The sequence below is a fragment of the Flagellimonas sediminis genome (genome assembly GCF_010500845.1).
GTDB lineage: Bacteria > Bacteroidota > Bacteroidia > Flavobacteriales > Flavobacteriaceae > Flagellimonas > Flagellimonas sediminis.
This window is the reverse complement of sequence record NZ_JAAAMI010000004.1, coordinates 208,491-230,038: the sequence shown is the minus strand read 5'-3', so window position 1 is coordinate 230,038 and position 21,548 is coordinate 208,491. Positions and strand designations below refer to the sequence as shown.

Annotated in this window: 21 protein-coding genes; 12 read left to right on the top strand and 9 right to left on the bottom strand. The window is 43.4% G+C overall.

Going from position 1 to position 21,548, the window contains the following annotated elements:
- The first annotated feature begins 44 nt into the window (after positions 1-44).
- On the top strand, positions 45-1,823 hold the full coding sequence (gene argS, locus GTK07_RS10025; RefSeq protein ID WP_163635114.1) for an arginine--tRNA ligase: 1,779 nt from the start codon (positions 45-47) through the stop codon (positions 1,821-1,823).
- Positions 1,823-2,659, top strand: a complete 837-nt coding sequence (locus GTK07_RS10020; protein WP_163635113.1) for a zinc-dependent peptidase — start codon at positions 1,823-1,825, stop codon at positions 2,657-2,659. Before argS ends, GTK07_RS10020 begins: the two co-directional genes overlap by 1 nt.
- On the opposite strand, the gene GTK07_RS10015 is transcribed toward GTK07_RS10020, so the two are convergent.
- The 3 genes from GTK07_RS10015 to GTK07_RS10005 form a co-directional block, all read right to left on the bottom strand.
- Positions 2,649-5,174 carry a carboxypeptidase-like regulatory domain-containing protein gene (locus GTK07_RS10015; RefSeq protein WP_235932764.1) on the bottom strand — a complete coding sequence of 842 codons (2,526 nt, stop codon included), beginning with the start codon at positions 5,172-5,174 and terminating at the stop codon, positions 2,649-2,651. The two genes, GTK07_RS10020 and GTK07_RS10015, sit on opposite strands and share 11 nt — an antisense overlap.
- A gap of 28 nt (positions 5,175-5,202) precedes the next feature.
- Positions 5,203-6,114 carry a FecR family protein gene (locus GTK07_RS10010; protein ID WP_163635111.1) on the bottom strand — a complete coding sequence of 304 codons (912 nt, stop codon included), beginning with the start codon at positions 6,112-6,114 and terminating at the stop codon, positions 5,203-5,205.
- Positions 6,115-6,267: 153 nt separating this feature from the next.
- Positions 6,268-6,765: an RNA polymerase sigma factor gene (locus GTK07_RS10005; protein WP_163635110.1), complete on the bottom strand. Its 498-nt coding sequence runs from the start codon at positions 6,763-6,765 to the stop codon at positions 6,268-6,270.
- A 115-nt stretch (positions 6,766-6,880) separates the two neighbouring features.
- Between GTK07_RS10005 and GTK07_RS10000 the strand changes: the two genes are divergently transcribed.
- The 5 genes from GTK07_RS10000 (at position 6,881) to folD (ending at position 12,102) form a co-directional block, all read left to right on the top strand.
- Positions 6,881-8,647, top strand: coding sequence for a hypothetical protein (locus GTK07_RS10000; protein WP_163635109.1), 1,767 nt, complete (start codon positions 6,881-6,883; stop codon positions 8,645-8,647).
- 35 nt (positions 8,648-8,682) lie between these two features.
- Positions 8,683-9,159, top strand: a complete 477-nt coding sequence (locus GTK07_RS09995) for a hypothetical protein (protein ID WP_235932763.1) — start codon at positions 8,683-8,685, stop codon at positions 9,157-9,159.
- Positions 9,160-9,267: 108 nt separating this feature from the next.
- A complete protein-coding gene (ffh, locus tag GTK07_RS09990; protein WP_163635108.1) occupies positions 9,268-10,596 on the top strand; it encodes a signal recognition particle protein in 1,329 nt (442 codons plus the stop codon).
- A 35-nt stretch (positions 10,597-10,631) separates the two neighbouring features.
- Entirely contained in the window at positions 10,632-11,216 is a 585-nt protein-coding gene (locus GTK07_RS09985) for a GrpB family protein (RefSeq protein WP_163635107.1), read from the top strand.
- Between the two features lie 4 nt (positions 11,217-11,220).
- Positions 11,221-12,102, top strand: a complete 882-nt coding sequence (folD, locus tag GTK07_RS09980; RefSeq protein WP_163635106.1) for a bifunctional methylenetetrahydrofolate dehydrogenase/methenyltetrahydrofolate cyclohydrolase FolD — start codon at positions 11,221-11,223, stop codon at positions 12,100-12,102.
- Position 12,103: 1 nt separating this feature from the next.
- Here the strand turns inward: folD and GTK07_RS09975 are convergent, their stop codons facing one another.
- Positions 12,104-12,262: a hypothetical protein gene (locus GTK07_RS09975; RefSeq protein WP_163635105.1), complete on the bottom strand. Its 159-nt coding sequence runs from the start codon at positions 12,260-12,262 to the stop codon at positions 12,104-12,106.
- Positions 12,263-12,381: 119 nt separating this feature from the next.
- Here GTK07_RS09975 and GTK07_RS09970 point away from each other — a divergent pair, with 119 nt between their 5' ends.
- On the top strand, positions 12,382-13,008 hold the full coding sequence (locus GTK07_RS09970; RefSeq protein ID WP_163635104.1) for a DUF2306 domain-containing protein: 627 nt from the start codon (positions 12,382-12,384) through the stop codon (positions 13,006-13,008).
- Between the two features lies 1 nt (position 13,009).
- On the opposite strand, the gene GTK07_RS09965 is transcribed toward GTK07_RS09970, so the two are convergent.
- On the bottom strand, positions 13,010-13,432 hold the full coding sequence (locus tag GTK07_RS09965) for a VOC family protein (RefSeq protein WP_163635103.1): 423 nt from the start codon (positions 13,430-13,432) through the stop codon (positions 13,010-13,012).
- Between the two features lie 33 nt (positions 13,433-13,465).
- Positions 13,466-14,305, bottom strand: a complete 840-nt coding sequence (locus GTK07_RS09960; RefSeq protein WP_163635102.1) for an alpha/beta hydrolase — start codon at positions 14,303-14,305, stop codon at positions 13,466-13,468.
- A 151-nt stretch (positions 14,306-14,456) separates the two neighbouring features.
- Here GTK07_RS09960 and GTK07_RS09955 point away from each other — a divergent pair, with 151 nt between their 5' ends.
- Complete coding sequence (locus GTK07_RS09955) at positions 14,457-14,825, top strand: winged helix-turn-helix transcriptional regulator (RefSeq protein ID WP_235932762.1); 369 nt, start codon at positions 14,457-14,459, stop codon at positions 14,823-14,825.
- A gap of 18 nt (positions 14,826-14,843) precedes the next feature.
- Here the strand turns inward: GTK07_RS09955 and GTK07_RS09950 are convergent, their stop codons facing one another.
- Both GTK07_RS09950 and GTK07_RS09945 read right to left on the bottom strand, forming a co-directional pair.
- Entirely contained in the window at positions 14,844-15,392 is a 549-nt protein-coding gene (locus tag GTK07_RS09950) for a hypothetical protein (RefSeq protein ID WP_163635100.1), read from the bottom strand.
- A 4-nt stretch (positions 15,393-15,396) separates the two neighbouring features.
- The gene (locus tag GTK07_RS09945; protein ID WP_163635099.1) at positions 15,397-16,908 is read right to left on the bottom strand and encodes a helicase HerA-like domain-containing protein; all 1,512 of its coding nucleotides are present in this window, start codon (positions 16,906-16,908) and stop codon (positions 15,397-15,399) included.
- Between the two features lie 56 nt (positions 16,909-16,964).
- On the opposite strand from GTK07_RS09945, the gene GTK07_RS09940 reads away from it, so the two are divergent.
- The 3 genes from GTK07_RS09940 to GTK07_RS09930 all read left to right on the top strand — a co-directional run bounded on the left by GTK07_RS09940 (position 16,965) and on the right by GTK07_RS09930 (position 20,705).
- Positions 16,965-17,417, top strand: a complete 453-nt coding sequence (locus GTK07_RS09940; protein ID WP_163635098.1) for a Rid family detoxifying hydrolase — start codon at positions 16,965-16,967, stop codon at positions 17,415-17,417.
- Positions 17,418-17,509: 92 nt separating this feature from the next.
- Positions 17,510-20,026 carry a T9SS type B sorting domain-containing protein gene (locus GTK07_RS09935; RefSeq protein ID WP_163635097.1) on the top strand — a complete coding sequence of 839 codons (2,517 nt, stop codon included), beginning with the start codon at positions 17,510-17,512 and terminating at the stop codon, positions 20,024-20,026.
- 46 nt (positions 20,027-20,072) lie between these two features.
- Positions 20,073-20,705 carry a 7-carboxy-7-deazaguanine synthase QueE gene (locus GTK07_RS09930; RefSeq protein WP_163635096.1) on the top strand — a complete coding sequence of 211 codons (633 nt, stop codon included), beginning with the start codon at positions 20,073-20,075 and terminating at the stop codon, positions 20,703-20,705.
- A gap of 8 nt (positions 20,706-20,713) precedes the next feature.
- Here GTK07_RS09930 and GTK07_RS09925 read toward each other — a convergent pair whose 3' ends face one another.
- On the bottom strand, positions 20,714-21,517 hold the full coding sequence (locus tag GTK07_RS09925) for a hypothetical protein (protein ID WP_163635095.1): 804 nt from the start codon (positions 21,515-21,517) through the stop codon (positions 20,714-20,716).
- Positions 21,518-21,548 lie beyond the last annotated feature (31 nt).

Below are 21,548 nucleotides of genomic sequence, written 5' to 3'. Positions count from 1 at the left end.
AAGGGCAAAAAATGTGTAATTTTGCGGGCTGAAAAGCCTTTTAGATGAGTTTGCAGAACGATTTGACCCAAAAAGTGATCGAGGCGGTAAAACAACTGTACCAAGTTGACCTGCCCGCGGTGGAATTTCAACCTACCCGAAAGGATTTTGAAGGAGATATTACCGTGGTGGTATTCCCCATGTTACGCTTTGTAAAGGGAAATCCTGTACAGATCGGTACACAAATCGGGGAATACCTGCAGCAACATGTGGAGGAAGTGGCCAAATGCAATGTGGTCCAGGGCTTTTTGAACATTGTGATTTCGGAACGTTATTATCTGAATTTCTTCAATAGCATCAAGGATGAGGTGGATTTCGGTTATGTGAAAATACCATCCAAAGGAGCCACCATGGTGGAATATTCTTCACCCAATACCAACAAACCGTTGCACTTGGGGCATATCCGGAACAACTTATTGGGTTATTCGGTTGCTGAAATTTTGAAGGCCTCCGGTAAAAAAGTGTACAAAGCGCAGATCATCAATGATCGGGGCATCCACATCTGCAAAAGCATGTTGGCTTGGCAGAAATTCGGAGAAGGGGAAACCCCAGAATCCTCTGGAATGAAGGGGGATCACTTGGTGGGGAAATACTATGTGGCTTTCGATAAGGCCTATAAGGAACAGATTGCCGAATTAGTGGCAAGTGGAACACCCAAGGATAAAGCAGAGAAAGAAGCGCCCATCTTGTTGGAAGCCCAAGAAATGCTCCGCAAGTGGGAAGCCGGTGATGCAGAAGTAGTTTCCTTATGGAAAACGATGAATGGTTGGGTGTATGAAGGTTTTGATACTACCTACAAAAACCTCGGGGTCGATTTTGATAAATTGTACTACGAGAGCGATACCTACTTGTTGGGCCGTGATGTGGTGAAAGATGGTCTTGAAAAAGGGGTCTTCTTTAAAAAAGAAGATGGTAGTGTGTGGATCGACCTGACCGAGGATGGCTTGGACGAGAAAATCGTATTGCGTTCCGATGGCACCGCGGTGTATATGACCCAGGATATTGGTACGGCCATCCAAAGGGTGACCGATTTTCCGGATATCAACGGAATGGTGTATACCGTGGGGAACGAGCAGGACTATCACTTTAAGGTGCTTTTCCTCATCTTGAAAAAGTTGGGGTATAACTGGGCCGAGAAATTGTACCACCTGAGTTATGGGATGGTGGACTTGCCTAGCGGTAAAATGAAGAGTAGGGAAGGTACGGTGGTAGATGCCGATGACCTTATCCAAAACATGGAGGAGACCGCCGAGACCATTTCCAAGGAACTGGGCAAACTGGATGGCTATTCCGAAGAAGAAAAACAAAAACTATATCGAACCATAGGTTTGGGGGCGTTGAAATATTACATCCTAAAGGTGGATCCTAAAAAACGAATCCTGTTCAACCCGGAAGAGTCGGTGGATTTTCAAGGGAATACGGGTCCGTTCATTCAATACACCTACGCTAGGATCCAATCCATTTTAAGAAAGGCAGATTTTGACGTCTTGACTGTGCTCAACGTGACCATGGAGCTTCATGAAAAGGAAAAGGAACTGTTGAAACAGATCCAATTGTTCCCGGAAACCATACAACTGGCGGCCGAAAATTACAGTCCGGCCCTTATTGCCAACTACACCTACGATCTGGTGAAGGAGTTCAACTCGTTTTACCAACAGGTGTCCATTCTCGGGGAAACGGACGAGCAAAAGAAAAACTTCAGGGTGCAGTTGTCCAAAAAAGTAGGGGAGGTGATCCAATCAGCCTTTAGACTTTTAGGGATAGAGGTGCCCGAAAGGATGTAATGCAACAAATTTCCGAAGCAGATAAGCAGTTGGCAGCCATCATTTTGATGTGCGGACTCTTTTTTTTTCTGGCCAAGGCCATTTATGAAAATGTGGCCAAGGAACGGCTTACCCTATTCAACTTGTTGCATCCCGTTAAAAAAATCACGGTCAAAGAGCGGCAGTTCATTTCCCAGTTCTTACAACCTTTCCATATTCTGAACCCAGAACAACGTAGAACATTTCTGGAACGTTTCGCTTGGTTCAAGTCGAAAAAACCCTTTATTTTTTATGGCAACATTGAGAATAAGGAAGAAATAAAGGCTTATGTGACGGCTTCTGCAGTACTGTTGACCATGGGGATGAACAACTATCGGTTTGAGAAATCCATCGTGCGGGTCATCATTTATCCAAGTAAATATTATTCCAAAATTTCCCGAAGACATCATATTGGGGAATATAATCCGAGGTTGCGAACCTTGGTGTTTTCTGCGGAAGGTTTGAAGGATGGTTTTGGGATCCCAAATGACAATGTGAATTTAGGAATTCATGAAGTGGCGCATGCCTTGATGATCGAAACATTGAGAAAACCAACATTTGAGGCCAAGAGTTTTCAAGTGGGGTTGGTCAAGATCAAGAAACTGTACGAGACCGATGCTTTTTCGGAACTGTTATCTCAAACCACTTATTTTAGGGAATACGGCAAGATCAATTTTGTGGAATTCTTTGCAGTGATCACAGAAAACTTTGTTGAAACTCCCCAAGTCTTCAAACAGGATTTCCCTGACTTATATGAAATTGTTCGGAGAATGTACAATTTCGATTTGAACGATACCAGTTGGAAGATCAAAAGTTGATCCTAAAACTCAAATTAGGGGTCAGACCCAACGATACATTGTCCACGGTTTCAATTTCGTCCTCATCGTTCACCCGATAGTATCTGTTCAGTGTGTTTTTCCGGTTGGTCACGTTCAGGACCGAAAGACCGGCATTGGCGTTGATCCTCGGGCTCAATCTAAAACTGTAAATGGCCGAGGCATCTGCCCTAAAATACTCAGGTAGTCTGCTGCTGTTAGGGGATTTAAAGTTGATCCGCGATGGAGTATAATCGGTATCCAGACCTTGGTCGCCATCCATGGGTTCGGTAAAGGGTTTACCCGTTCTGTAATTAAGGCCAATACTCAATTTTAGGTTGTTGTAGGTGTAGGTTCCGGCAAAGGTGAGCGTGTGTCTAATGTCCAGATTATTGGGGAAATTTTGGGGCACAATGGAGTCAAAAGTGTAATCGTTCTTGTTATAGGCATAGCTCAACCAAGTGCTATAATTCTCTCCTTTTTTATTGACGAGGAATTCAATGCCCTTAACGTCATAACTTCCAATTTCTCCAGAAAATTGGTACTGGTTCTGAAACCCTTGGGTACTGGTACTGATGCCATCCACTTGTTTATAGAAACCTTCCAGCCCCACATAAAAGTGGTTTTTTTCATAATTCATTCCAACAGAGCCCTGCTTGCTTTTGGTTACGGGAAGGGAACTATCATTGGAGAGGATCCATCTGCGTTTCTCAATTCCCAAAAAGTTTTGTTCCAAATCCACCACTTGGTTGGTGGTCTGGCTCTTGAATTCGCCCAAAACTTCTACCCTTAAATAATTGGCCAGTTTAACGTTGAGATTCACCCTGGGTTCAATCAGCAATTCCTTGAAGGTGTTCAAGTTTTCAATAAAATTGAACCGGGCGCCCACTTTAGCGATAAAGGTATTTTCCGGGGAGTGATAGTCGAACTGCGTATAGGGTGCATGTATCCTAACAACCCCTTTTACTTTGCTATTGAAGTCAGGCTCGTTTAGTACCGTGACATTGGTGATACCCGTCTCAATATATTGGTAGCCATTGTTCCAATTGAACTGGTCGGTCAATTGATAGTCCGTGTTCAGTTTTACGGCGTTTTCAATGACTTCGTTTTGTTGGAACAATTGCTGTACCTGGTTCCCGAAAACGTTCTGTGCATCCAGATTATATCGGGAATAATACATGTTCAAATGAGAAGAGAACCTATTGTTCCACTGACTTTGCAGTTGTCCACCAACGGATAGGTTGTCCTGTTTCAACAGGCTTATATTGGTTTCCCTGTCCGTTATGTTGTTCTCTGCATATTTAAGGTTGTTCTTGATGTGGATGGCACTGAACCTTAATTGGTGGTCATCGTTGATGTTGTAGAGAATCTTTCCTGAAAAATCATAAAAGAAGAAATCCTCTTTTCTTTGGATTTCATCATCCACCGAGTTATTGTTCTGGTCCGTAATCTCACTGTCCTGAAAAGCACGGTCAAAAAACTGGTTGTAGGTTGGGGAGTTCAAAAAATCGGTAGCCGATCGTCTAGCGGCAAACTGAATCCCCAATTTATCGCTAAGGGGAACTTCGGTATAAAAATCCCCGCTGATAAGGTTAAACCCGGCACCACCTTTCCATTGCTCTGCTATTTTGTTGCTGGTTTCCATTTGGATCACGCCGCTCACGCCATCACCATAAGCAGCTGGAGTGCCATTTTTATAAATAGTGACTTGGTCGGTCAAATAGGGATTGAAGGCGGATATCAACCCAAAAAAATGTCCGGATTGATACATTTTGATACCGTTCCACAACACAAGGTTCTGATCGTTGGTGCCACCCCTCACATTGATGTCGGACACCGTCTCATCAATACTTTTGATACCCGGGAGTGCTTGAACAGTCTGAAGTATATCAGGTTCTATCTGCCCGGGAAGAATACCAAATTCGGCTGTATTCAAGGTGATACTTGCATCTTTTTCCTTAATGATACCAGTGGTGAGGAATTGATAAACGATGACTTCGTTCAGTTGTTCCATGTGTGGTGTCATCAAAATTTTAGGACATTCCCCTAAACCGAGGAACTCAGCAACACTCATGTTTTGGGTAAGGAATCCCAAATAACGGATTCGTATGGAAGCATCTTTTGGAACATCTTGTATGGAGAACTTTCCATCGTCGTCTGTTATCAATGCCCGGTTGGTTCCCAAGATTTCAACGGTGGCGCCGGGTATGGTATTGCTGGCAAAATTATCCAGTACCATTCCACACAAATCAACGTGGGAGTTTTTGATTAGGGTGTAATAACGGTCGTTGAGTTTTTTGTATTGAATTTGAAACTGCTCTTGAATGTAAGATAGTATATCTTCCAATGACTCCGGTTTTTTTTGGGCATCAATAGTTAAACCTTCAAGGTCTTCATTGATATAGGAAAATTTTACGTTGAAACGTTCCTCTAAGGTCTTGATATAGGAAACAAGGGCAATGGAAGGTTGTTGTTCTTCCTGGGCATGAATGGAAACCAAACAAAAAAGGAAAAACAAGAAACCCAATATGAGGTTTGAATGCTTATTACGGCGTGTTCCCAGCATAAAAAAGTACGTTATCGCCTTCTACTCTGTACTTGATTTGAGACGGGGTACTTATACTTTTTAACGCCATATCGAGGTCTGTGTTGTTAAAGGTACCTGTAAAATTGATATCTGTGTTCACATTTTGGGTAGTGACCTTCACATTGAACTGTCGCTCCAATTCGGCAAGAACGTATTTGAGTGGGATGCGCTCAAAGCTACTCTCGTTGTTCATCCAAGCGGGAACGTCACCTTTTGGCATTGGCGATTCTACAATTTCACCGTTGATGACCATAAAGGAGGTGCCGGCGGGCAACTTGGTTTCCATTCCTTGGTAGGTTACGCTTACCAATCCTTCAAAGCAGGTGACTTCAAAAAAGTTTTGTCTGTTTTCCACATTGAACTGGGTTCCCAAAACGGCTACGGTGCCCTGATCGGTAGAAACGGTGAATTTTTTTCCTTTGGAAACCTTAAAGAAAGCTTCCCCTTTTAGTTTTATGTTACGTTGTTTGTCCCAATTCTTCTTACTGTAAGTTACCTGGGATTCTACGTTCAAAAATATTTCGGAGGCATCCGGAAGGGTCACTTCGGTACGTTGAGCGTATTCAGTAGAAACGGTTTCGTTCAAGGTGTTCACGTAAAAATAGGAACCGGCGAGCAATATGGCAATTACCGCGGCCACCTTTAAGAAATTCTTGAAAGGGTTCAATGTAATGACCTTGGGTGCCGTGCCAATAAGCTCTTCCTTCAAATGGGCGAGGGCTTGGTCCACATCAAAGTCGGGGGCCTTTAAAGTATTGGTGACCTCCATCAGCTTTTGGTACGAAGCATACTCAGCAGATGCTTTAAATTCTGCCAGCTCCGTTTCCGAAAGCTCTCCGTTGAGCCACTTTGCCAAGTAATTTTCTTGCATGGTTTCTATGCTTTACCTTGTTATAACAATCAACTCCTTAAAAACCCTACCGCTACTTTGTTGAAAATCAACATTTTTATAAAATCAGGTTTCAAAGTAGTTTCTATTTTGTGTTGAATTATGTTAAACAATTACAAATCAATTATTTAAATTTCAAATACCATCTATATGTTCGCGAAGGCTTTTTAATGCCAAATGCATTCTTTTTTCAATGGCCTTTACACTAACGCCTTCCATTTCGGCAATTTCGGCGTATTTCTTCCCATCTACCCGGTTGAGCAAAAAAGTGGTTCGTTGATTTTCTGGTAAGGCGTTCAGGGCATCCTCCAATTTTTGCTTGTATTCTTTTTCCTCCATTAAAAATTCGGGAGATTCATGCGAGCGGTCATTGGATGCATCGGCATATTTCATCCTGACCTTTTCCGCTTTGATCACATTAAGGTACAAGTTGTTGGCCACGGTGTATACAAAAGACTTGGCTTTATCTGGACTCACCTTGGCACAGTTCTCCCAAAGCTTCACAAAAGCTTCCTGTACGGCATCGTGTGCTTTCTCCTCGTTTCCGAACTTATAAAAGATATAATTGAAAACCGTTTTGGAATGGGCTTTGAAAACGGAACTGAAAATATGGTCTTCGCAGACGTTGCTCATTTGGCAAAAATTGTAAATCCAATCAAAGATATTTTAAAAAAAATTAAGATAAAGTAGGGTTTTTTTTAAGATGGTTGTTTCACTATCGAATTATAACCCCAAAATTCAATTCGTTATGAAAAAGTTGATGAACAACGTTTTGCGCGTAGCACTAGTTGTACTTATTTTTAGTTTTGCTTCCTGCCAAGAAGAATTTGAAGTAGTTGGCGGAGGTTCAGAGGAACAGACCATCTCTGCAAGTTCCTCCACAGCCGTACTTATTGAGGATACTTGTTCCCATGATGGCTCTTTTGACAATATTGTGGATGGTGCCAGTTGTTTCGCCGTCCAATTTCCATATACCGTTGAGGTAAATGGAGTTCAGGTTACCATCGATTCTGAAATCGACCTTAAGGTAATCGAGGAAATTTTTGATGAATTCGATACTGATGACGATATTTTGGATATCGCTTTTCCAATCACCATTACGTTGGCCGATTTTAGTGAAATTACGATCAATAGTATGGATGAACTTGAAGCCATGGCCCGCGAATGTTTGGAAGGTGGCGATGATGATGATATCGAGTGTATCGATTTTGTTTATCCCATTACCTTGTTCACTTTTGATGTGAATAACCAACAGACTGGTGAAATTACTGTAGAAACTGACAGGGGTATGTGCAGGTTCTTCTCCGAATTGGAGGATAATGAACTGGTAAGCATTGAATACCCCATTACCCTTAAAAAATATGATGGTACCCAAGTTGTGGTGACCAACAATGCCGAATTGGCGGCTGCATTGCAATTGGCCAAGACCGAGTGCGATGAGGATGATGACAATGATTACAATGATGACGACTTTACCAAAGAGGAGTTGGATGCTTATTTGGTTACCTGTCCATGGGAAGTACGCCAGATCATCAGAAACGAGGTAGACAATACCGAACAATATTTTGAGCACATCATGACCTTTACCGAAGATGGTAATGTAGTGCTGGGTGGAGGTGCCAACGTATCCATTACAGGAACTTGGACTACTACTACAACTGATAATGGAGTGTACTTAAGATTGAACTTTGAAGCAATGGTCGATTTCAATATTGAAGGTCAGGTTTATGAACTTGAAGATGGTGTCATTAAACTGTACCAAAATAGTGGCAACAGGATCGTACTTAAAAAGAGATGTGATGTTGACCCAATTGGAGAAACCGATCCAGATACTTTAAGGGCCATTTTGAACGAATGCCAGTGGGTGATCAAAAAAGTCAAGAACCAAGGCGAGGAAGTTGAAAGACTTTTGGGCTATCAATTTGAATTCTCGGCGGAAGGAACCGTAACCTTGAGCAATGGTGTGGATGTTAAAGAAGGTACTTGGGAATTGGGTTACAACAGCCAGTTGCAATTGTCCCTAATGATCACTATGGGTGATGAAGCCGCCGTAAGTTTTGAATGGCCGGTACGTGAATTGACCCAAACCCGATTGAAATTCGAGATTACCGATACCGATTATGAAATGGTTCTCTTGAGTGTTTGTAACGATAGTGCCGATGATGGTGATGTATTGGAGATCAGGAACATTGCCATGGGTGGCCCTTGGAACGTGGCCCTTTACAAAGAAGGTGAAGTGGACATGACCGCTTCCTACACTGGAATGGACTTTAATTTCAACGCTATGTATCAACTTGAGGTATCTGTAAATGCTGATCCTATTGCCAATGGACTTTGGAGGGTATTGCGTGACTCCGAGGACGGGTTGAAATTCTACATCAATTTTGATAGTACCGATGAACTTGGGGACCTAACGGACGATTGGAAGATTGTTTCCATCACCTCCACAAGAATTGAACTCTCCGATGAGAGTGGCGATGGAACTATAGAGACCTTGGTATTCGAGAAACCTTAATTAAATAACCAATTACAACGAGAACACTATTTGCTATGAAAACCTCAGTATTAAAATTCGCATTCATTATGCTGATTGCTTTTGCCAGTTGCAGCACTGACAATAACGATGAAGGAACAACCGATAATTTGACCGCTTCCCAAATAACGGAGCTAAACGGAATTGCCTTGAGTGGTGATTGGGTCATCACCTACTTTTTCGATACCGATAAGGAAGAAACTTCAAATTTCAACGGTTATACCTTCAAATTTAATGCTGATGGTACGCTGGTTGCATCCAATGGCACCACAGATGTCAATGGAACATGGTCCATTACGGATTCCAATTCCAGCGATGATGATAGCAACAAGGACAGTGATGTAGATTTTAATATTTTATTCGCTTCACCTAACAATTTCGAGGATTTGTCAGATGATTGGGATATTGTTTCCTTCACCTCTACTCGAATTGAGCTTATTGATGTAAGTGGTGGTAACGGGGGTACGGATAAACTGGTATTTGAGATCAACTAGATAAATTTCCCCAATCTTTTTTTAAAAAAAGGACGGCTCTCCCCAAAGCCGTCCTTTTCTTTTTTTATTATTCTTAAATTTGTGCTTCCTTTTAAACAAAGAGAACCTATGTTCGACAATTTAAGCGAAAAACTGGATAAGGCGCTCCACGTCCTCAAAGGGCATGGACAGATTACGGAGATCAATGTTGCGGAGACCCTCAAAGAGATCAGGAGGGCCCTGTTGGATGCTGACGTCAACTTTAAGATAGCCAAGGATTTTACCAATAGGGTGAAAGAAAAGGCTATGGGTCAAGATGTATTGACCACCCTTCAACCAGGGCAATTGATGGTGAAGATTGTGAAGGACGAACTCACCGAACTCATGGGAGGAGATGCCGAAGGAGTCAACCTTTCCGGTAACCCTTCCATCATTTTAATGTCCGGTCTGCAAGGTTCGGGTAAAACCACTTTCTCCGGAAAGTTGGCCAATTTTCTCAAAAATAAAAAAAGCAAAAAACCTTTATTGGTAGCCTGTGACGTATACAGGCCTGCTGCGATTGATCAGTTGCACATCGTTGGGGAACAAATCGGGGTAGAGGTTTATTCCGATCGGGAGAACAATGATCCTGTGGCCATAGCCAAGGCAGGTATTGCCCACGCCAAGAGTTTGGGCTGTAATGTGGTCATCATCGATACCGCGGGTCGTTTGGCCGTGGATGAACAGATGATGGCGGAGATTGCCAACATCCACAAGGCGATCCAACCGCAAGAGACCTTGTTCGTGGTTGATGCCATGACAGGTCAAGATGCCGTGAACACCGCCAAGGCGTTCAACGATGTCCTGAATTTTGACGGGGTAATCCTTACCAAACTCGATGGTGATACCCGTGGTGGTGCCGCCATTTCCATCAAATCCGTGGTGAACAAACCCATCAAGTTCATCGGTACGGGAGAAAAAATGGAAGCCATCGATGTGTTCCACCCTTCTAGGATGGCCGATCGTATTTTGGGCATGGGTGACGTGGTCTCATTGGTGGAGCGTGCCCAGGAGCAGTTTGATGAAGAGCAGGCGCGAAAGATCCAAAAGAAAATTGCCAAGAACAAGTTCGGTTTCGATGATTTCTTAAGCCAGATTCAACAGATCAAGCGCATGGGGAACATGAAGGACCTCATCGGCATGATCCCTGGAGCCGGAAAGGCCCTTAAAGGCTTGGATATTGACGATGATGCCTTCAAACACATTGAGGCCATTATCCATTCCATGACCCCGGATGAACGATCAACCCCTTCTTTACTCAATGCCAGTAGAAAAAAGCGGATTGCTTCAGGTAGTGGAACCTCCATACAAGAAGTGAACCAGTTGCTGAAACAGTTCGATCAAATGAGCAAGATGATGAAAATGATGCAAGGCGGCGGCGGTAAAAAGATGATGCAGATGATGCAGAATTTGAGGTAATTTAACGGCGCTATTTCGGCACACCCACTATACTAATGAAAAAAACCTTGTTCGATCTTACCAAAGAGGACTGGAATACGCTTTTTCCAGTAGAATTGGTAGACCATGACCCCAATTGGAAATCTATTTTTGAAGCTGAAAAGCATCTGATTTTCAATGCTATTGGGTCTGACAGGATTTTGAGGATCGAACATTTCGGAAGCTCTTCCATACCAAATATTAAGGCCAAACCTTACATTGATCTATTAATCGAAATTCCTGAAAATCTGCTGTTTGATGAAACCCTTATTGAACAGTTCAAGGATTTGGGATATACGCATTTTAAAGTACCTGCCAGAGAGGGAATCGATGCCTACATGTCCTTCGGGAAGGGATATAATTTGGACGGGGTTAAGGAGCAGATATTCCACATCCACATGTGTCCCAAAAACAATATCATGTGGGAACAGATTCAATTTCGGGATTATTTGATTGAACATCAAGATAGGGCCCAGGCCTACGAAGACCTTAAGGTTGGGTTGGCGGCAAAGTATCGGAACGATAGGGGAGCCTACGTGCTCGGTAAAACCGAATTCATCCAAGAAACACTGAAAATCATTACCTTAAATAACCAAAAATAAGACCATGGAAATCCTCGACGGAAAAAAGATATCGAACCAGATCAAAGAAGAAATTGCCGTTGAAGTGGCACAAATGAAGTCAAGGGGAGAAAAAGTGCCCCATTTGGCCGCCGTCTTGGTGGGTAATGATGGTGCCAGTCTTACCTATGTGGGCAGTAAGGTACGATCCTGCCAAAAAATCGGTTTCGAATCCACCTTGATCCATCTTCCAGAGGAAACTTCCGAAGAAGTATTGTTGAAACAGGTGCACGACCTCAACAACAACTCCGATATTGATGGCTACATTGTTCAATTGCCATTGCCCAAACACATTGATGAGGAAAAGGTTTTGATGGCCGTAGATCCCGATAAGGATGTGGATGGGTTTCATCCCACCAATTTTGGAAAAATGGCGCTTGAGATGGAATCCTTTATTTCGGCAACTCCCTTCGGGATTATGGAACTATTGGGTCGTTACAATGTGGAAACGGAAGGCAAACACACCGTGGTAATCGGTCGTAGCCATATTGTGGGTAGGCCCATCAGCATTTTGATGAGTCAAAAAGGAAAACCGGGCAATGCTACGGTAACCTTGACCCATAGCCGTACTAAGGATATCAAGGCACTTACCCTTCAGGCGGATATTGTGGTATCCGCATTAGGTGTTCCCAATTTCTTAAAGGCCGATATGGTAAAAGATGGCGTGGTCGTAATTGATGTAGGCATCACCCGTGTAGCCGATGATTCACATGAAAAAGGGTATTACATTACCGGCGATGTCGACTTTGAAAATGTAAGCAAAAAAGCGTCCTACATCACACCCGTTCCCGGAGGTGTTGGACCCATGACCATTGCCATGCTCCTCAAAAATACATTGTTGGCGAGGGAGCGCCACAACGCCAAATAAGCTAGTTCGGCTGCTCTTGTACGGTATCCGCTACTTGGGTGGCTTGTTGTTCCTCATCTGGATTGATGTAGTCAAATTCGGTATCGCTTTCGTCATTGGTGCAGCTAGATACCGCCATGGATGAGAACACAATGGTGATCAAAAGTAGAATTGTTTTCATATTCGTAGGATTTGGGATGGCCCTTGGGCCTGTTCTACGCACTTATAACGATTTGCTTGCTAAATTCTTGTTTTTCTGAACAAATATTCGATAACTTACTTCCTTGTAAATCAAACGATATGGCCAAAAAAGTAAGGAATAAGGTTGCTTGGATAGTGTTTGTGTTGCTGGCCATTGGTATTGGTCTTTATCCCTTGTTCTATCTTGTAACTTCTGGCGAGTTTGGCCTGCTGTTGGGTAAAGACGAGGCTGTCCGGACGAGTGAAGTCTGGCGTTTCGCCTTTTATGGGCATATTATTTTTGGTGGATTGGCCTTGTTGTCTGGTTGGTCACAGTTCAGCAAAAAACTGCGAACCAAAAAACTGAATCTGCACAGAAACTTAGGTAAATTCTATGTGATTTCCGTTCTCGTCAGCGGTCTTTGTGGCATCTATTTGGGAATCTATGCCACAGGTGGCATCATTCCATCAGTTGGATTCATCAGTTTGGGGATTGTATGGCTCTTCACGACCATATGGGCCTATTTGGCAGTGAGGAAAAAGGACTTGACCCTTCACCAAGGGATGATGATCTATAGCTACGCCGCTTGTTTTGCTGCCGTGACCCTTCGTATTTGGCTGCCCTTCCTTACCATCATTTTTGGTGAATTTCTATTGGCCTATAAAATTGTGGCTTGGCTCTGCTGGGTGCCCAATATGATTTTTGCCCATCTGTGGGTTCGAAGAAAGGGACTTACCTTGGCGTAATCTATTTGGCGAACAACTGCCCCATATCCTTAAACGCCTTGAATTCCAAAGCATTTCCTGCAGGGTCTAAAAAGAACATGGTAGCCTGTTCTCCCACTTCTCCTTTAAAACGGATGTAGGGTTCGATGACAAATGCGATACCCTTGGCTTCCAGTTTTTTGGAAAAGGATTCAAAAGTGTCCCAAGGCAAAACCACACCATAATGGGGAACTGGCACATTTTTTCCATCAACAGGGTTGGTGTGCAGCGCTTCTTCGGATTTGGGTTTGTAATGGATTACCAATTGATGTCCGAAAAGATTGAAATCTACCCAATGATCGGCAGATCGTCCTTCCTCGCATTCCAATACTTCTCGGTAAAAAGTCCTGCATTCATCCAAATTGTGAACGGGGATGGCCACATGAAAAGGGGTAACGTTTTGCATCTTCTATTTTTTCTGAAAAGTAGGATAACTTTTTTAAGCTTGCAAAAATGAGATGATTTGATCGTTCACATCGTCCTGGTGCATGGAATGTCCGAGTCCTTCTGTACTGATCAACGTACTGCCCTCCCAATTTTTGTTCACGGCCACCGAGGCATGGTAAGGAGTAATCTGGTCTAATTTATCATGGAACAAAAGACCTTTTTTACTGATGGATTGGGCAAATTTTGAAGTGGAGAATTCATTGATGCGAAAACCAAAACGATTCAAAACATAGGCATCAAGTTGCTTCATCACGCGATCGTTGAACTTTAGAATGTTCTGAAAATGCTGCATGATCTCGTGAAACTCAGAAGGGGATCCTATAGTGACCATTTTCTCCACTTCTGGACTTGGATTTTTGTATTGGTTGTAGATAATGGTCATCCCACCAACCGAATGCCCAATCAAATGTTTGGGGTTGTATTTTTTGACCATGTGGTTCACTGCAATTTCATACAGCGGAACGTATAAATGCTTACCGGTTGAGTAGCCATGGGATGGTGCATCGAATGCAATGATATTGAAATCTGCCTCCCGAAGCTTTTTGATAAGATTGCGCCAACGGAACGTATTGCTCTCCCAACCATGGACCAACAAAACGGTTTCCTTGTTCCCGGGCCAGTGATAGGACTGTATCTTATGTTCTGCCACTTCCTCCATGGCCAATTTGGCCCCGTTTAAATAATCGGCCTGTTGTGGCATTACCCTACCTTTTCTAACCGTGCAAAATAAATGAAAGGCACTGTCGGCTGCTTTTTGGGGAGCGACCAAGGTGTACACATTGTAATATTGGCCGTAAGCCAAGGGCAATATCTTTTTGAGCATTTTCTTCATTAGGTTACTTTTTGTAACTTACTCTTGATTTGAAACTAAAATTACATATTCCTTTTCGAACAAGAAAGAGGTGACGAACTGAAAACTAGGTGTTTATATGGAAACTATTGCTGAAAATCAGAAAGTTAGAACCGTAAAAAAATTAGAAAAAATGTTCGGGCATATTGATTACAGGAACCCACCGGAACTTTGTCCCGTGCGTGACGTCATGTCCGTGGCTTCGGATCAATGGAGCATTTTAATCCTTTTATGGTTGGGTTATTTTTCCGTTTTACGCTTTAACAAACTCAAAAAGTATGTGTATGGCATATCCAACAAAGTCTTGAGCCAGCGTTTAAAAATCCTTGAGGCGGATGGGTATATTGAAAGAAAAGCCTATCCGGAAGTTCCCATTCGGGTAGAATACAAACTTACCGAATTTGGACAATCCTATGTGGAAAAACTATTGGAACTCGCCGAATGGATGCACGATAATAGTCCTAAAGTTATCGCCAATCGGGAACAGTATGGATTGAATTGATGCAAATAGATCACTGATCTATTCCCATCCCAACATCAGATATTTCAACTTGGCCTCATCAGGGATTTGAACTTCTTCAATATTGGACATGGTGAACCTGAGATTGCCCGGAAGTTCTTTCTTGTCAATCGTAAAATAAAGATTGCTTTCCTTTGGGAAGATCACAACACTGTTCAAAGTGGTCACGATTTTTTTGATGGGGTATTTCTTTTTAAGCTCCGCAAAGGTACTTTTCAATCCAATGCCTTTGTCGGAAACATACCTTGGATCCATAATCCTTACATTTTCAATACTTTGGATACTGTCCTTACTGGGCGTTATAGAGAGTAAATGCTTACCACCTTTTTCATAGATCTCTATTTTGCTCGATTTGGTTCCTGAGACAATCCTTGTGGTATCCATAACAACGGAATCTAGGGCGAAGACAGATTTCAGTTGGTTTACTTTGGTGGTTTTGGTCATGGGACCCACACTGGTTTCCGTAATTAAGAAGGTAGTATCCTTTTCGCAGGATTGTAATAGAATAAGGCCCAAAGTTAGGGCGATTGCTTTCGCGGTATTTTTCATAAAACTATCGGATCACTTTTTTTAATACTCCCAAGACTCCCCTAATGAATGTGGCACTGGTAAGCACTTTTACCACAGGGTTCATGCGGGTGCTACTGCGGGATGTGGTAGTTCTTCCAGTAGTGGTTTTTTGTTCTTTTACTTTTTCGGCTTCTTTCTCAGCCTTTTCCATTTTTGCATTGAGGATCTCGTAGGCACTTTCACGGTCCACTTCCTCATTGTATTTTTTGATCAACTTGGATTTGCCAAGCACCTCCTTTATCTCGGTATCGGTCAAAACATCCATGCGGCTCATTGGGGCTCGCATCATGGTGGCCGCAAGCGGGGTAGGTCTTCCTTTTTCATCCAAAGCGGAAATAAGGGCCTCCCCTGTACCAAGTGAAGTCAATACTTCGGCAGTATCGTAAAACTCGGAGATAGGATAGTTCTGTGCCGTTAATTTGATTGCCTGTCGATCTTTGGCGGTAAATGCCCTTAGGGCATGTTGCACCTTCAAACCTAATTGTGCCAGCACATCGTCCGGCACATCGGTTGGGTTTTGGGTCACAAAATACAGCCCGATTCCTTTGGAGCGGATCAATTTTACAATGCTCTCGATTTGATTCAAAAGAGCCTTGGAAGCATTATCAAAAATCAGGTGGGCCTCATCAATGAACAGCACCAATTCCGGTCTGTCACTATCACCCTGCTCGGGAAAAGTGGAATAGATTTCTGCCAAGAGGCTCAACATGAAAGTGGAGAACAATTTAGGGCGGTCTTGGATATCTGTCAATCGGATGATGTTCACATAACCTCTTCCATTTTCATCGATTCGAACCAGATCTTCCACATCAAAGGATTTTTCACCAAAGAATAGATTGGCCCCCTGTTGTTCCAACTCAATGATTTTTCTCAATATGGTCCCTGTGGAACTGGTAGAAATACGTCCGTACGATTCCTGAAATTCTTCCTTTCCTTCCTCAGTGGCATATTGCAATACTTTCTTAAAATCTTTTAGGTCGAGGAGCGGTAACTTGTTATCATCACAATATTTGAAAACCACGGCCACAATACCTTCCTGGGCTTCGGAAAGGTCCAAGATCCTTGACAACAACACTGGTCCGAATTCGGATACGGTGGCTCTTAAACGAATCCCGTCCTGGTCTGAAAGCGACATAATCTCCACCGGAAATCCTTTGGACTCAAAGGGCAACCCTATCTTGGCATGGCGCTCATCTATTTTTGGGTGTCCAGGACTAGGCTGGGCAATACCACTCAAATCCCCCTTCAAGTCCATCAATAATACTGGAATCCCTTTGTCGGATAGATTTTCAGCCAAAACCTGAAGGGTCTTGGTCTTACCGGTACCCGTGGCCCCGGCAATCAAACCGTGACGGTTGAGGGTTTTTAGGGGTATCTTCACAAAGGCATTGGTCATGGTTTCCCCATCCAGCATAGCAGCTCCCATAACAATGGAATCGCCTTTCATGGTGTAGCCTTGCTCTATATGTTCAAAGAATTTTTCTTTGTCGCCCATGGTGTTCAATTTCCGATAAAAATAGGGTAATTTTAAGCAAAACTAAAAAACGAACTATGAAACCTTTTCACTACGCCGTGTTGTCGTTATTGATGAGCGGGGTGATGGCCACAACCTACGCCCAAGAAAGTACCGAAATCATTTTTCATAAGTCACATGAACCAAAAAAGCAGAATGCCCCCTTCAGTGATGCCGTTCAGGCCGGGAACACCTTCTATTTGGCTGGGCAAATAGGTATGGACCAAGCCACCAGAACCTTGGTGGGTGGTGGTGTGCAGGCGGAAACCGAACAGGCGATTAAAAATATTGCGGATGTTTTGGCCCAACATGAAATGACTTTGGACAATGTGGTAAAATGCACCGTGATTTTAAGTGATATCTCCGATTTTGCCGCCTTTAATGAAATCTACACCCAATATTTTACCAAAAAACCGGCACGGACCACTTTTGCCGCTAGCGGTATTGCGGCCAATGGCAAGGTGGAAATTGATGTCATTGCCGTTAAATGACCCAGGCTATCGTTAAAATTCCAGTGTATTAATGGAAAGTGTATTCCGAAGGATAAGTTTGTATCTTTCTAGTTATCGCATTAAACAATCACATGCAGTTTTGGTATCGATTTAAGGATAAAAAAGCGTCCCTTTTAATTATGGGTCTTCTACTTTTTTGCCTTGATTTTGCCCAAGCCGCCTACAATGTGGCTCCGGAAATTTTTGCTGAAGGTGACCAAGTATATTGTCCGCTGACAGCAATTCCCATCGTGACCAATTTTGATATCATTGATCCTGACGATACCGGAATAGATGCCTTCTATATTCAGATTTCCACAGGATATCAGCGAGGATTTGATTTGTTGTCCCTGACAAATTCCCATCCCACTATTTCAGCTAGTTGGAACAGTCAAGAGGGGAAACTTACCCTAACAGGAACAGGCGGTGGTTCCATGTTGTACGCAGATCTAATTGCCGCAGTAAAAGATGTGATCTTTGAAAGCACTTCAGAATCACCAACCGAGGAAAAGTTTTTCTCCTTTACCATTGGCAGTGCCAATTATCTGCCCGAAACAGGGCATTACTATGAATATGTCCCTCAAGTTGGTGTCAATTGGGAAGATGCCCGAGTTGCCGCACAAAACAGGATTTATTTTGGGCTGCAAGGCTATTTGGTTACGGTGACATCGGCCGCTGAGGCACAAATTACAGGAGAACAAGTAGCCGGAACGGGTTGGATAGGTGGATCGGATGCCCAAACAGAAGGAGTTTGGAAATGGATGACAGGTCCGGAAGCAGGACAGATATTTTGGAACGGAAACTATACTGGCAGTACGCCAAATTTTGCATTTTGGAACACTAATGAACCCAACAACCTTAATGATGAGGATTATGCCCACGTCACCGCGCCAGGAGTTGGGATCATCGGGTCTTGGAACGATTTGCCCATTGGAGGAGGTGATGGAGATTATCAGCCCAAAGGCTATGTGGTAGAATATGGAGGAATGCCAGGGGATCCTGTGCTGAACCTATCAGCGAGTACAAAGATTACCGTTCCCAAAATTTCAGTGATTTCTTCAGGCACCAGATGTGGCCCCGGTACAGTTATTCTTGAGGCAACTGCCACCTTGGGCCAAGTACTCTGGTTTGATGCTGAAGGAAACAACCTAGGGTCTGGGGATAGTTTTGAGACTCCTTTTCTGGATAGCACATCTTCTTTTTATGTCTTGGCTTCCTATAATGGATGCACAACGGGTCAAAAAGCTCTGGTTCAGGCAGAGGTGAAGGTGGTGCCCGAAATCAATGATGGGATTACCCTAACCAACTGTGATGGGGATGGTGTTCCCGATGGGTTTACCAATTTCGACCTTACCCAATATCTCTATCTGCTGAGCGCAAATTATGAATCGTTTAACTTTTCGTTCTACCTCACCGAAATGGATGCAGAAAACGAGGTGAACCAAATTACTGCCAACAACTTTAACAATGCAGTGACCAATGAGCTTTTTTTCAGGGCCAATGGGGTTGGGGAGTACTGCCATGCTGTTGGGTCGCTATATCTTGAAGTGTCCACTACTTCATTTCCCGAAGGCTATAGTTACGATTTGCAAGCATGTGATCAAGGGGAAAATGATGGTATTGCCAAGTTTAACCTTCAAGATGCTGAGGCCGATATGATGGCACAGTTTCCTTTGGAAAACGGTTTAACGGTGACCTTTTATCAAACGGAAGATGATGCACTTTATAAGCGGAACGAGATAGGAAATATAGGAATGTATTCCAACAGTGTTCCCTATTCCGAAACCTTGTTCGTTCGGGTGGATGATGAAGGTTCGGGCACCTGTTTTGGCGTGGGGGAATACCTTACGTTGACCGTATGGCCCATTCCTTCCTTCGAGTTGGAAAGTGAATATTCATTCTGTACTGGAGGACAAGTTGTGGTTTCGCCCATGAATACCGCTGGCAGTTACTCTTATTCTTGGCGAAATGCTGCCAACGATGAAATAGGAACGGCAGCTACCATTTCTATTTCTGAAGTGGGAAGCTATAGTGCCGTAGGTACTTCCGAAGAAGGTTGTATATCGGCGCCTGTCTATTTTGAAGTAACTGAATCAGGTCCACCCCACCTGTTGCCAGAGTATGTTGTGGTAGATGATGACGAGGATACGGGTACCATCACCATTCTGAATGAGAATGGGGAGTTGGGTCTGGGGGAATATGATTTTTTTTTGGATGAATTATATGGTACTAATGGTAGAACCTCTGTGTTTAAAGATGTGGAACCGGGCCTGCATACCCTTTTTGCTGTGGATAAAAATGGCTGCGGAATGGATTGGATTCAAGTAGGGGTGGTGGGAGTACCCAAATTTTTCTCGCCTAATGATGATGGTGTCAATGATATTCTCGGAATAAAGGGAATCACTAATGAGTTTTATCAAGAAGGCAGTTTTTCCGTCTTTGATAGGTATGGCAAATTATTGGTTCAATTGGACCCCCTTCTTCATGGGTGGACCGGTTTTTATAATGGACGACCCTTGCCGCCCTCCGATTATTGGTATGTGCTGCAGTTGGTGGACCATGATGGGGCCCTCCATCTGAAAAAGGGACATTTCACCCTAAAGCAATAATAAAAAGATAGCTGGGAATCAACGGGCAGTAACGTATCTTTGCACCATGGTTGAAAACAACGTGATGGATTTGGTGGAAAAGGGCCTGATGCTTCCCTTGATGGAAGAATTTTATACCATTCAAGGAGAGGGGTTCCATAAAGGAACAGCGGCTTACTTTATTCGGGTGGGTGGTTGTGATGTGGGTTGCCATTGGTGCGATGTGAAGGAAAGTTGGAATGCTGAAACGCATCCTCCAACCGCCATTGAAAGTATCATTTCCAATGCCGAAAAATATTCCGATACCATTGTGATCACGGGTGGAGAACCGTTGACGTGGGACATGGGTCCACTTACCGAAGGTTTGAAGGCCAAAAAGATGAAGACCCACATTGAAACTTCCGGGGCCTATCCACTCACAGGGGTTTGGGATTGGATTTGTCTGTCCCCAAAAAAGAACAAATTGCCCGTGGGAGATGTGCATCAAAAAGCGGATGAATTGAAAGTCATCGTCTACAACAAACACGATTTTATCTTTGCCGAAGAACAGGCCGCCCAAGTAGGGGGAAATTGTATCCTTTACCTACAACCGGAATGGAGCGTGCGAGACAAAATGGTACCCTTGATCGTGGACTATGTCATGCAGCACCCCAAATGGAAGGTTTCCCTACAGACCCATAAATATTTGAATATCCCTTAAGCAAGACTTTAGCGACCACCATATTTTTGCAGGTCCAACAGGCATTCCGAATCAAATTCCGGAATAGACGCCAAACCTTTGGATGCACGGTTCTGCATGGTCTTCAACAAGGAAGTCCCAAATTCGAGTTCGGCACGCATCAAACAACCGGCCACGTTACAGTGGTTGGAGGCATCTGGGTCTTCATGATCGTTGACCGATTGGGTGCTTAAATTGACCAATCCGAACAAATGCCCAAATTCATGGAACAAGGTAGCGGTCTCCACATCGGCAACAGTTACTACAGAACTGGCATTGGCCAAATCCCTAATGGTGGCCTCATATGCGATCATGGAGGTATTTCGATATACAGCACCCAACGTCACGGTCCCTTCGTCTGGATTGTCAGAATCCGAGGGAGCATCGGCAAAGTAGATGTAAATGGCCAAGGTGGAGCCGTCGTTGTATTCGGTCCTATTTTTGTTTTCCAAGTCGACCACTTCATCAAGGGTCAACGTTTCCTCGCCTGGAGAAGTCAGAGGAGTGTATTTGAACTCAATGTTTTCCTTATAGGTGCGGGCCCTTAAAAAATTCTCAAAATTGGTAATGGCTTCGGTTGTAGGTTGATGACCGGAAACGTATCCTATTTCAATCAAAAGTTTATCAAAATTGGTATTGGCCAAAAGGTCACTGGCGGAGGCTCCCGTTGTCAATCGGTTTCCTGATTTGTCAATAGTGGATGACGAATTTGAAGATGTAATATCGGAATCCTTGGAGCATCCGATTAAGAGCATCAATCCAAAAATGGTGTACAATACATTTCTCTTTTTCATATATAGCAAATATAAAATAGAACGTTCCATA

Bases quoted from the DNA above. Each gene is read 5' to 3' on its own strand.
- argS (WP_163635114.1), top strand. From the start codon at position 45: ATGAGTTTGCAGAACGATTTGACCCAAAAAGTGATCGAGGCGGTAAAA.
- GTK07_RS10020 (WP_163635113.1), top strand. From the start codon at position 1,823: ATGCAACAAATTTCCGAAGCAGATAAGCAGTTGGCAGCCATCATTTTG.
- GTK07_RS10010 (WP_163635111.1), bottom strand. From the start codon at position 6,114: ATGCAAGAAAATTACTTGGCAAAGTGGCTCAACGGAGAGCTTTCGGAA.
- GTK07_RS10005 (WP_163635110.1), bottom strand. From the start codon at position 6,765: ATGAGCAACGTCTGCGAAGACCATATTTTCAGTTCCGTTTTCAAAGCC.
- GTK07_RS10000 (WP_163635109.1), top strand. From the start codon at position 6,881: ATGAAAAAGTTGATGAACAACGTTTTGCGCGTAGCACTAGTTGTACTT.
- GTK07_RS09995 (WP_235932763.1), top strand. From the start codon at position 8,683: ATGAAAACCTCAGTATTAAAATTCGCATTCATTATGCTGATTGCTTTT.
- ffh (WP_163635108.1), top strand. From the start codon at position 9,268: ATGTTCGACAATTTAAGCGAAAAACTGGATAAGGCGCTCCACGTCCTC.
- GTK07_RS09985 (WP_163635107.1), top strand. From the start codon at position 10,632: ATGAAAAAAACCTTGTTCGATCTTACCAAAGAGGACTGGAATACGCTT.
- folD (WP_163635106.1), top strand. From the start codon at position 11,221: ATGGAAATCCTCGACGGAAAAAAGATATCGAACCAGATCAAAGAAGAA.
- GTK07_RS09975 (WP_163635105.1), bottom strand. From the start codon at position 12,262: ATGAAAACAATTCTACTTTTGATCACCATTGTGTTCTCATCCATGGCG.
- GTK07_RS09970 (WP_163635104.1), top strand. From the start codon at position 12,382: ATGGCCAAAAAAGTAAGGAATAAGGTTGCTTGGATAGTGTTTGTGTTG.
- GTK07_RS09965 (WP_163635103.1), bottom strand. From the start codon at position 13,432: ATGCAAAACGTTACCCCTTTTCATGTGGCCATCCCCGTTCACAATTTG.
- GTK07_RS09960 (WP_163635102.1), bottom strand. From the start codon at position 14,305: ATGAAGAAAATGCTCAAAAAGATATTGCCCTTGGCTTACGGCCAATAT.
- GTK07_RS09955 (WP_235932762.1), top strand. From the start codon at position 14,457: ATGTTCGGGCATATTGATTACAGGAACCCACCGGAACTTTGTCCCGTG.
- GTK07_RS09950 (WP_163635100.1), bottom strand. From the start codon at position 15,392: ATGAAAAATACCGCGAAAGCAATCGCCCTAACTTTGGGCCTTATTCTA.
- GTK07_RS09945 (WP_163635099.1), bottom strand. From the start codon at position 16,908: ATGGGCGACAAAGAAAAATTCTTTGAACATATAGAGCAAGGCTACACC.
- GTK07_RS09940 (WP_163635098.1), top strand. From the start codon at position 16,965: ATGAAACCTTTTCACTACGCCGTGTTGTCGTTATTGATGAGCGGGGTG.
- GTK07_RS09935 (WP_163635097.1), top strand. From the start codon at position 17,510: ATGCAGTTTTGGTATCGATTTAAGGATAAAAAAGCGTCCCTTTTAATT.
- GTK07_RS09930 (WP_163635096.1), top strand. From the start codon at position 20,073: ATGGTTGAAAACAACGTGATGGATTTGGTGGAAAAGGGCCTGATGCTT.
- GTK07_RS09925 (WP_163635095.1), bottom strand. From the start codon at position 21,517: ATGAAAAAGAGAAATGTATTGTACACCATTTTTGGATTGATGCTCTTA.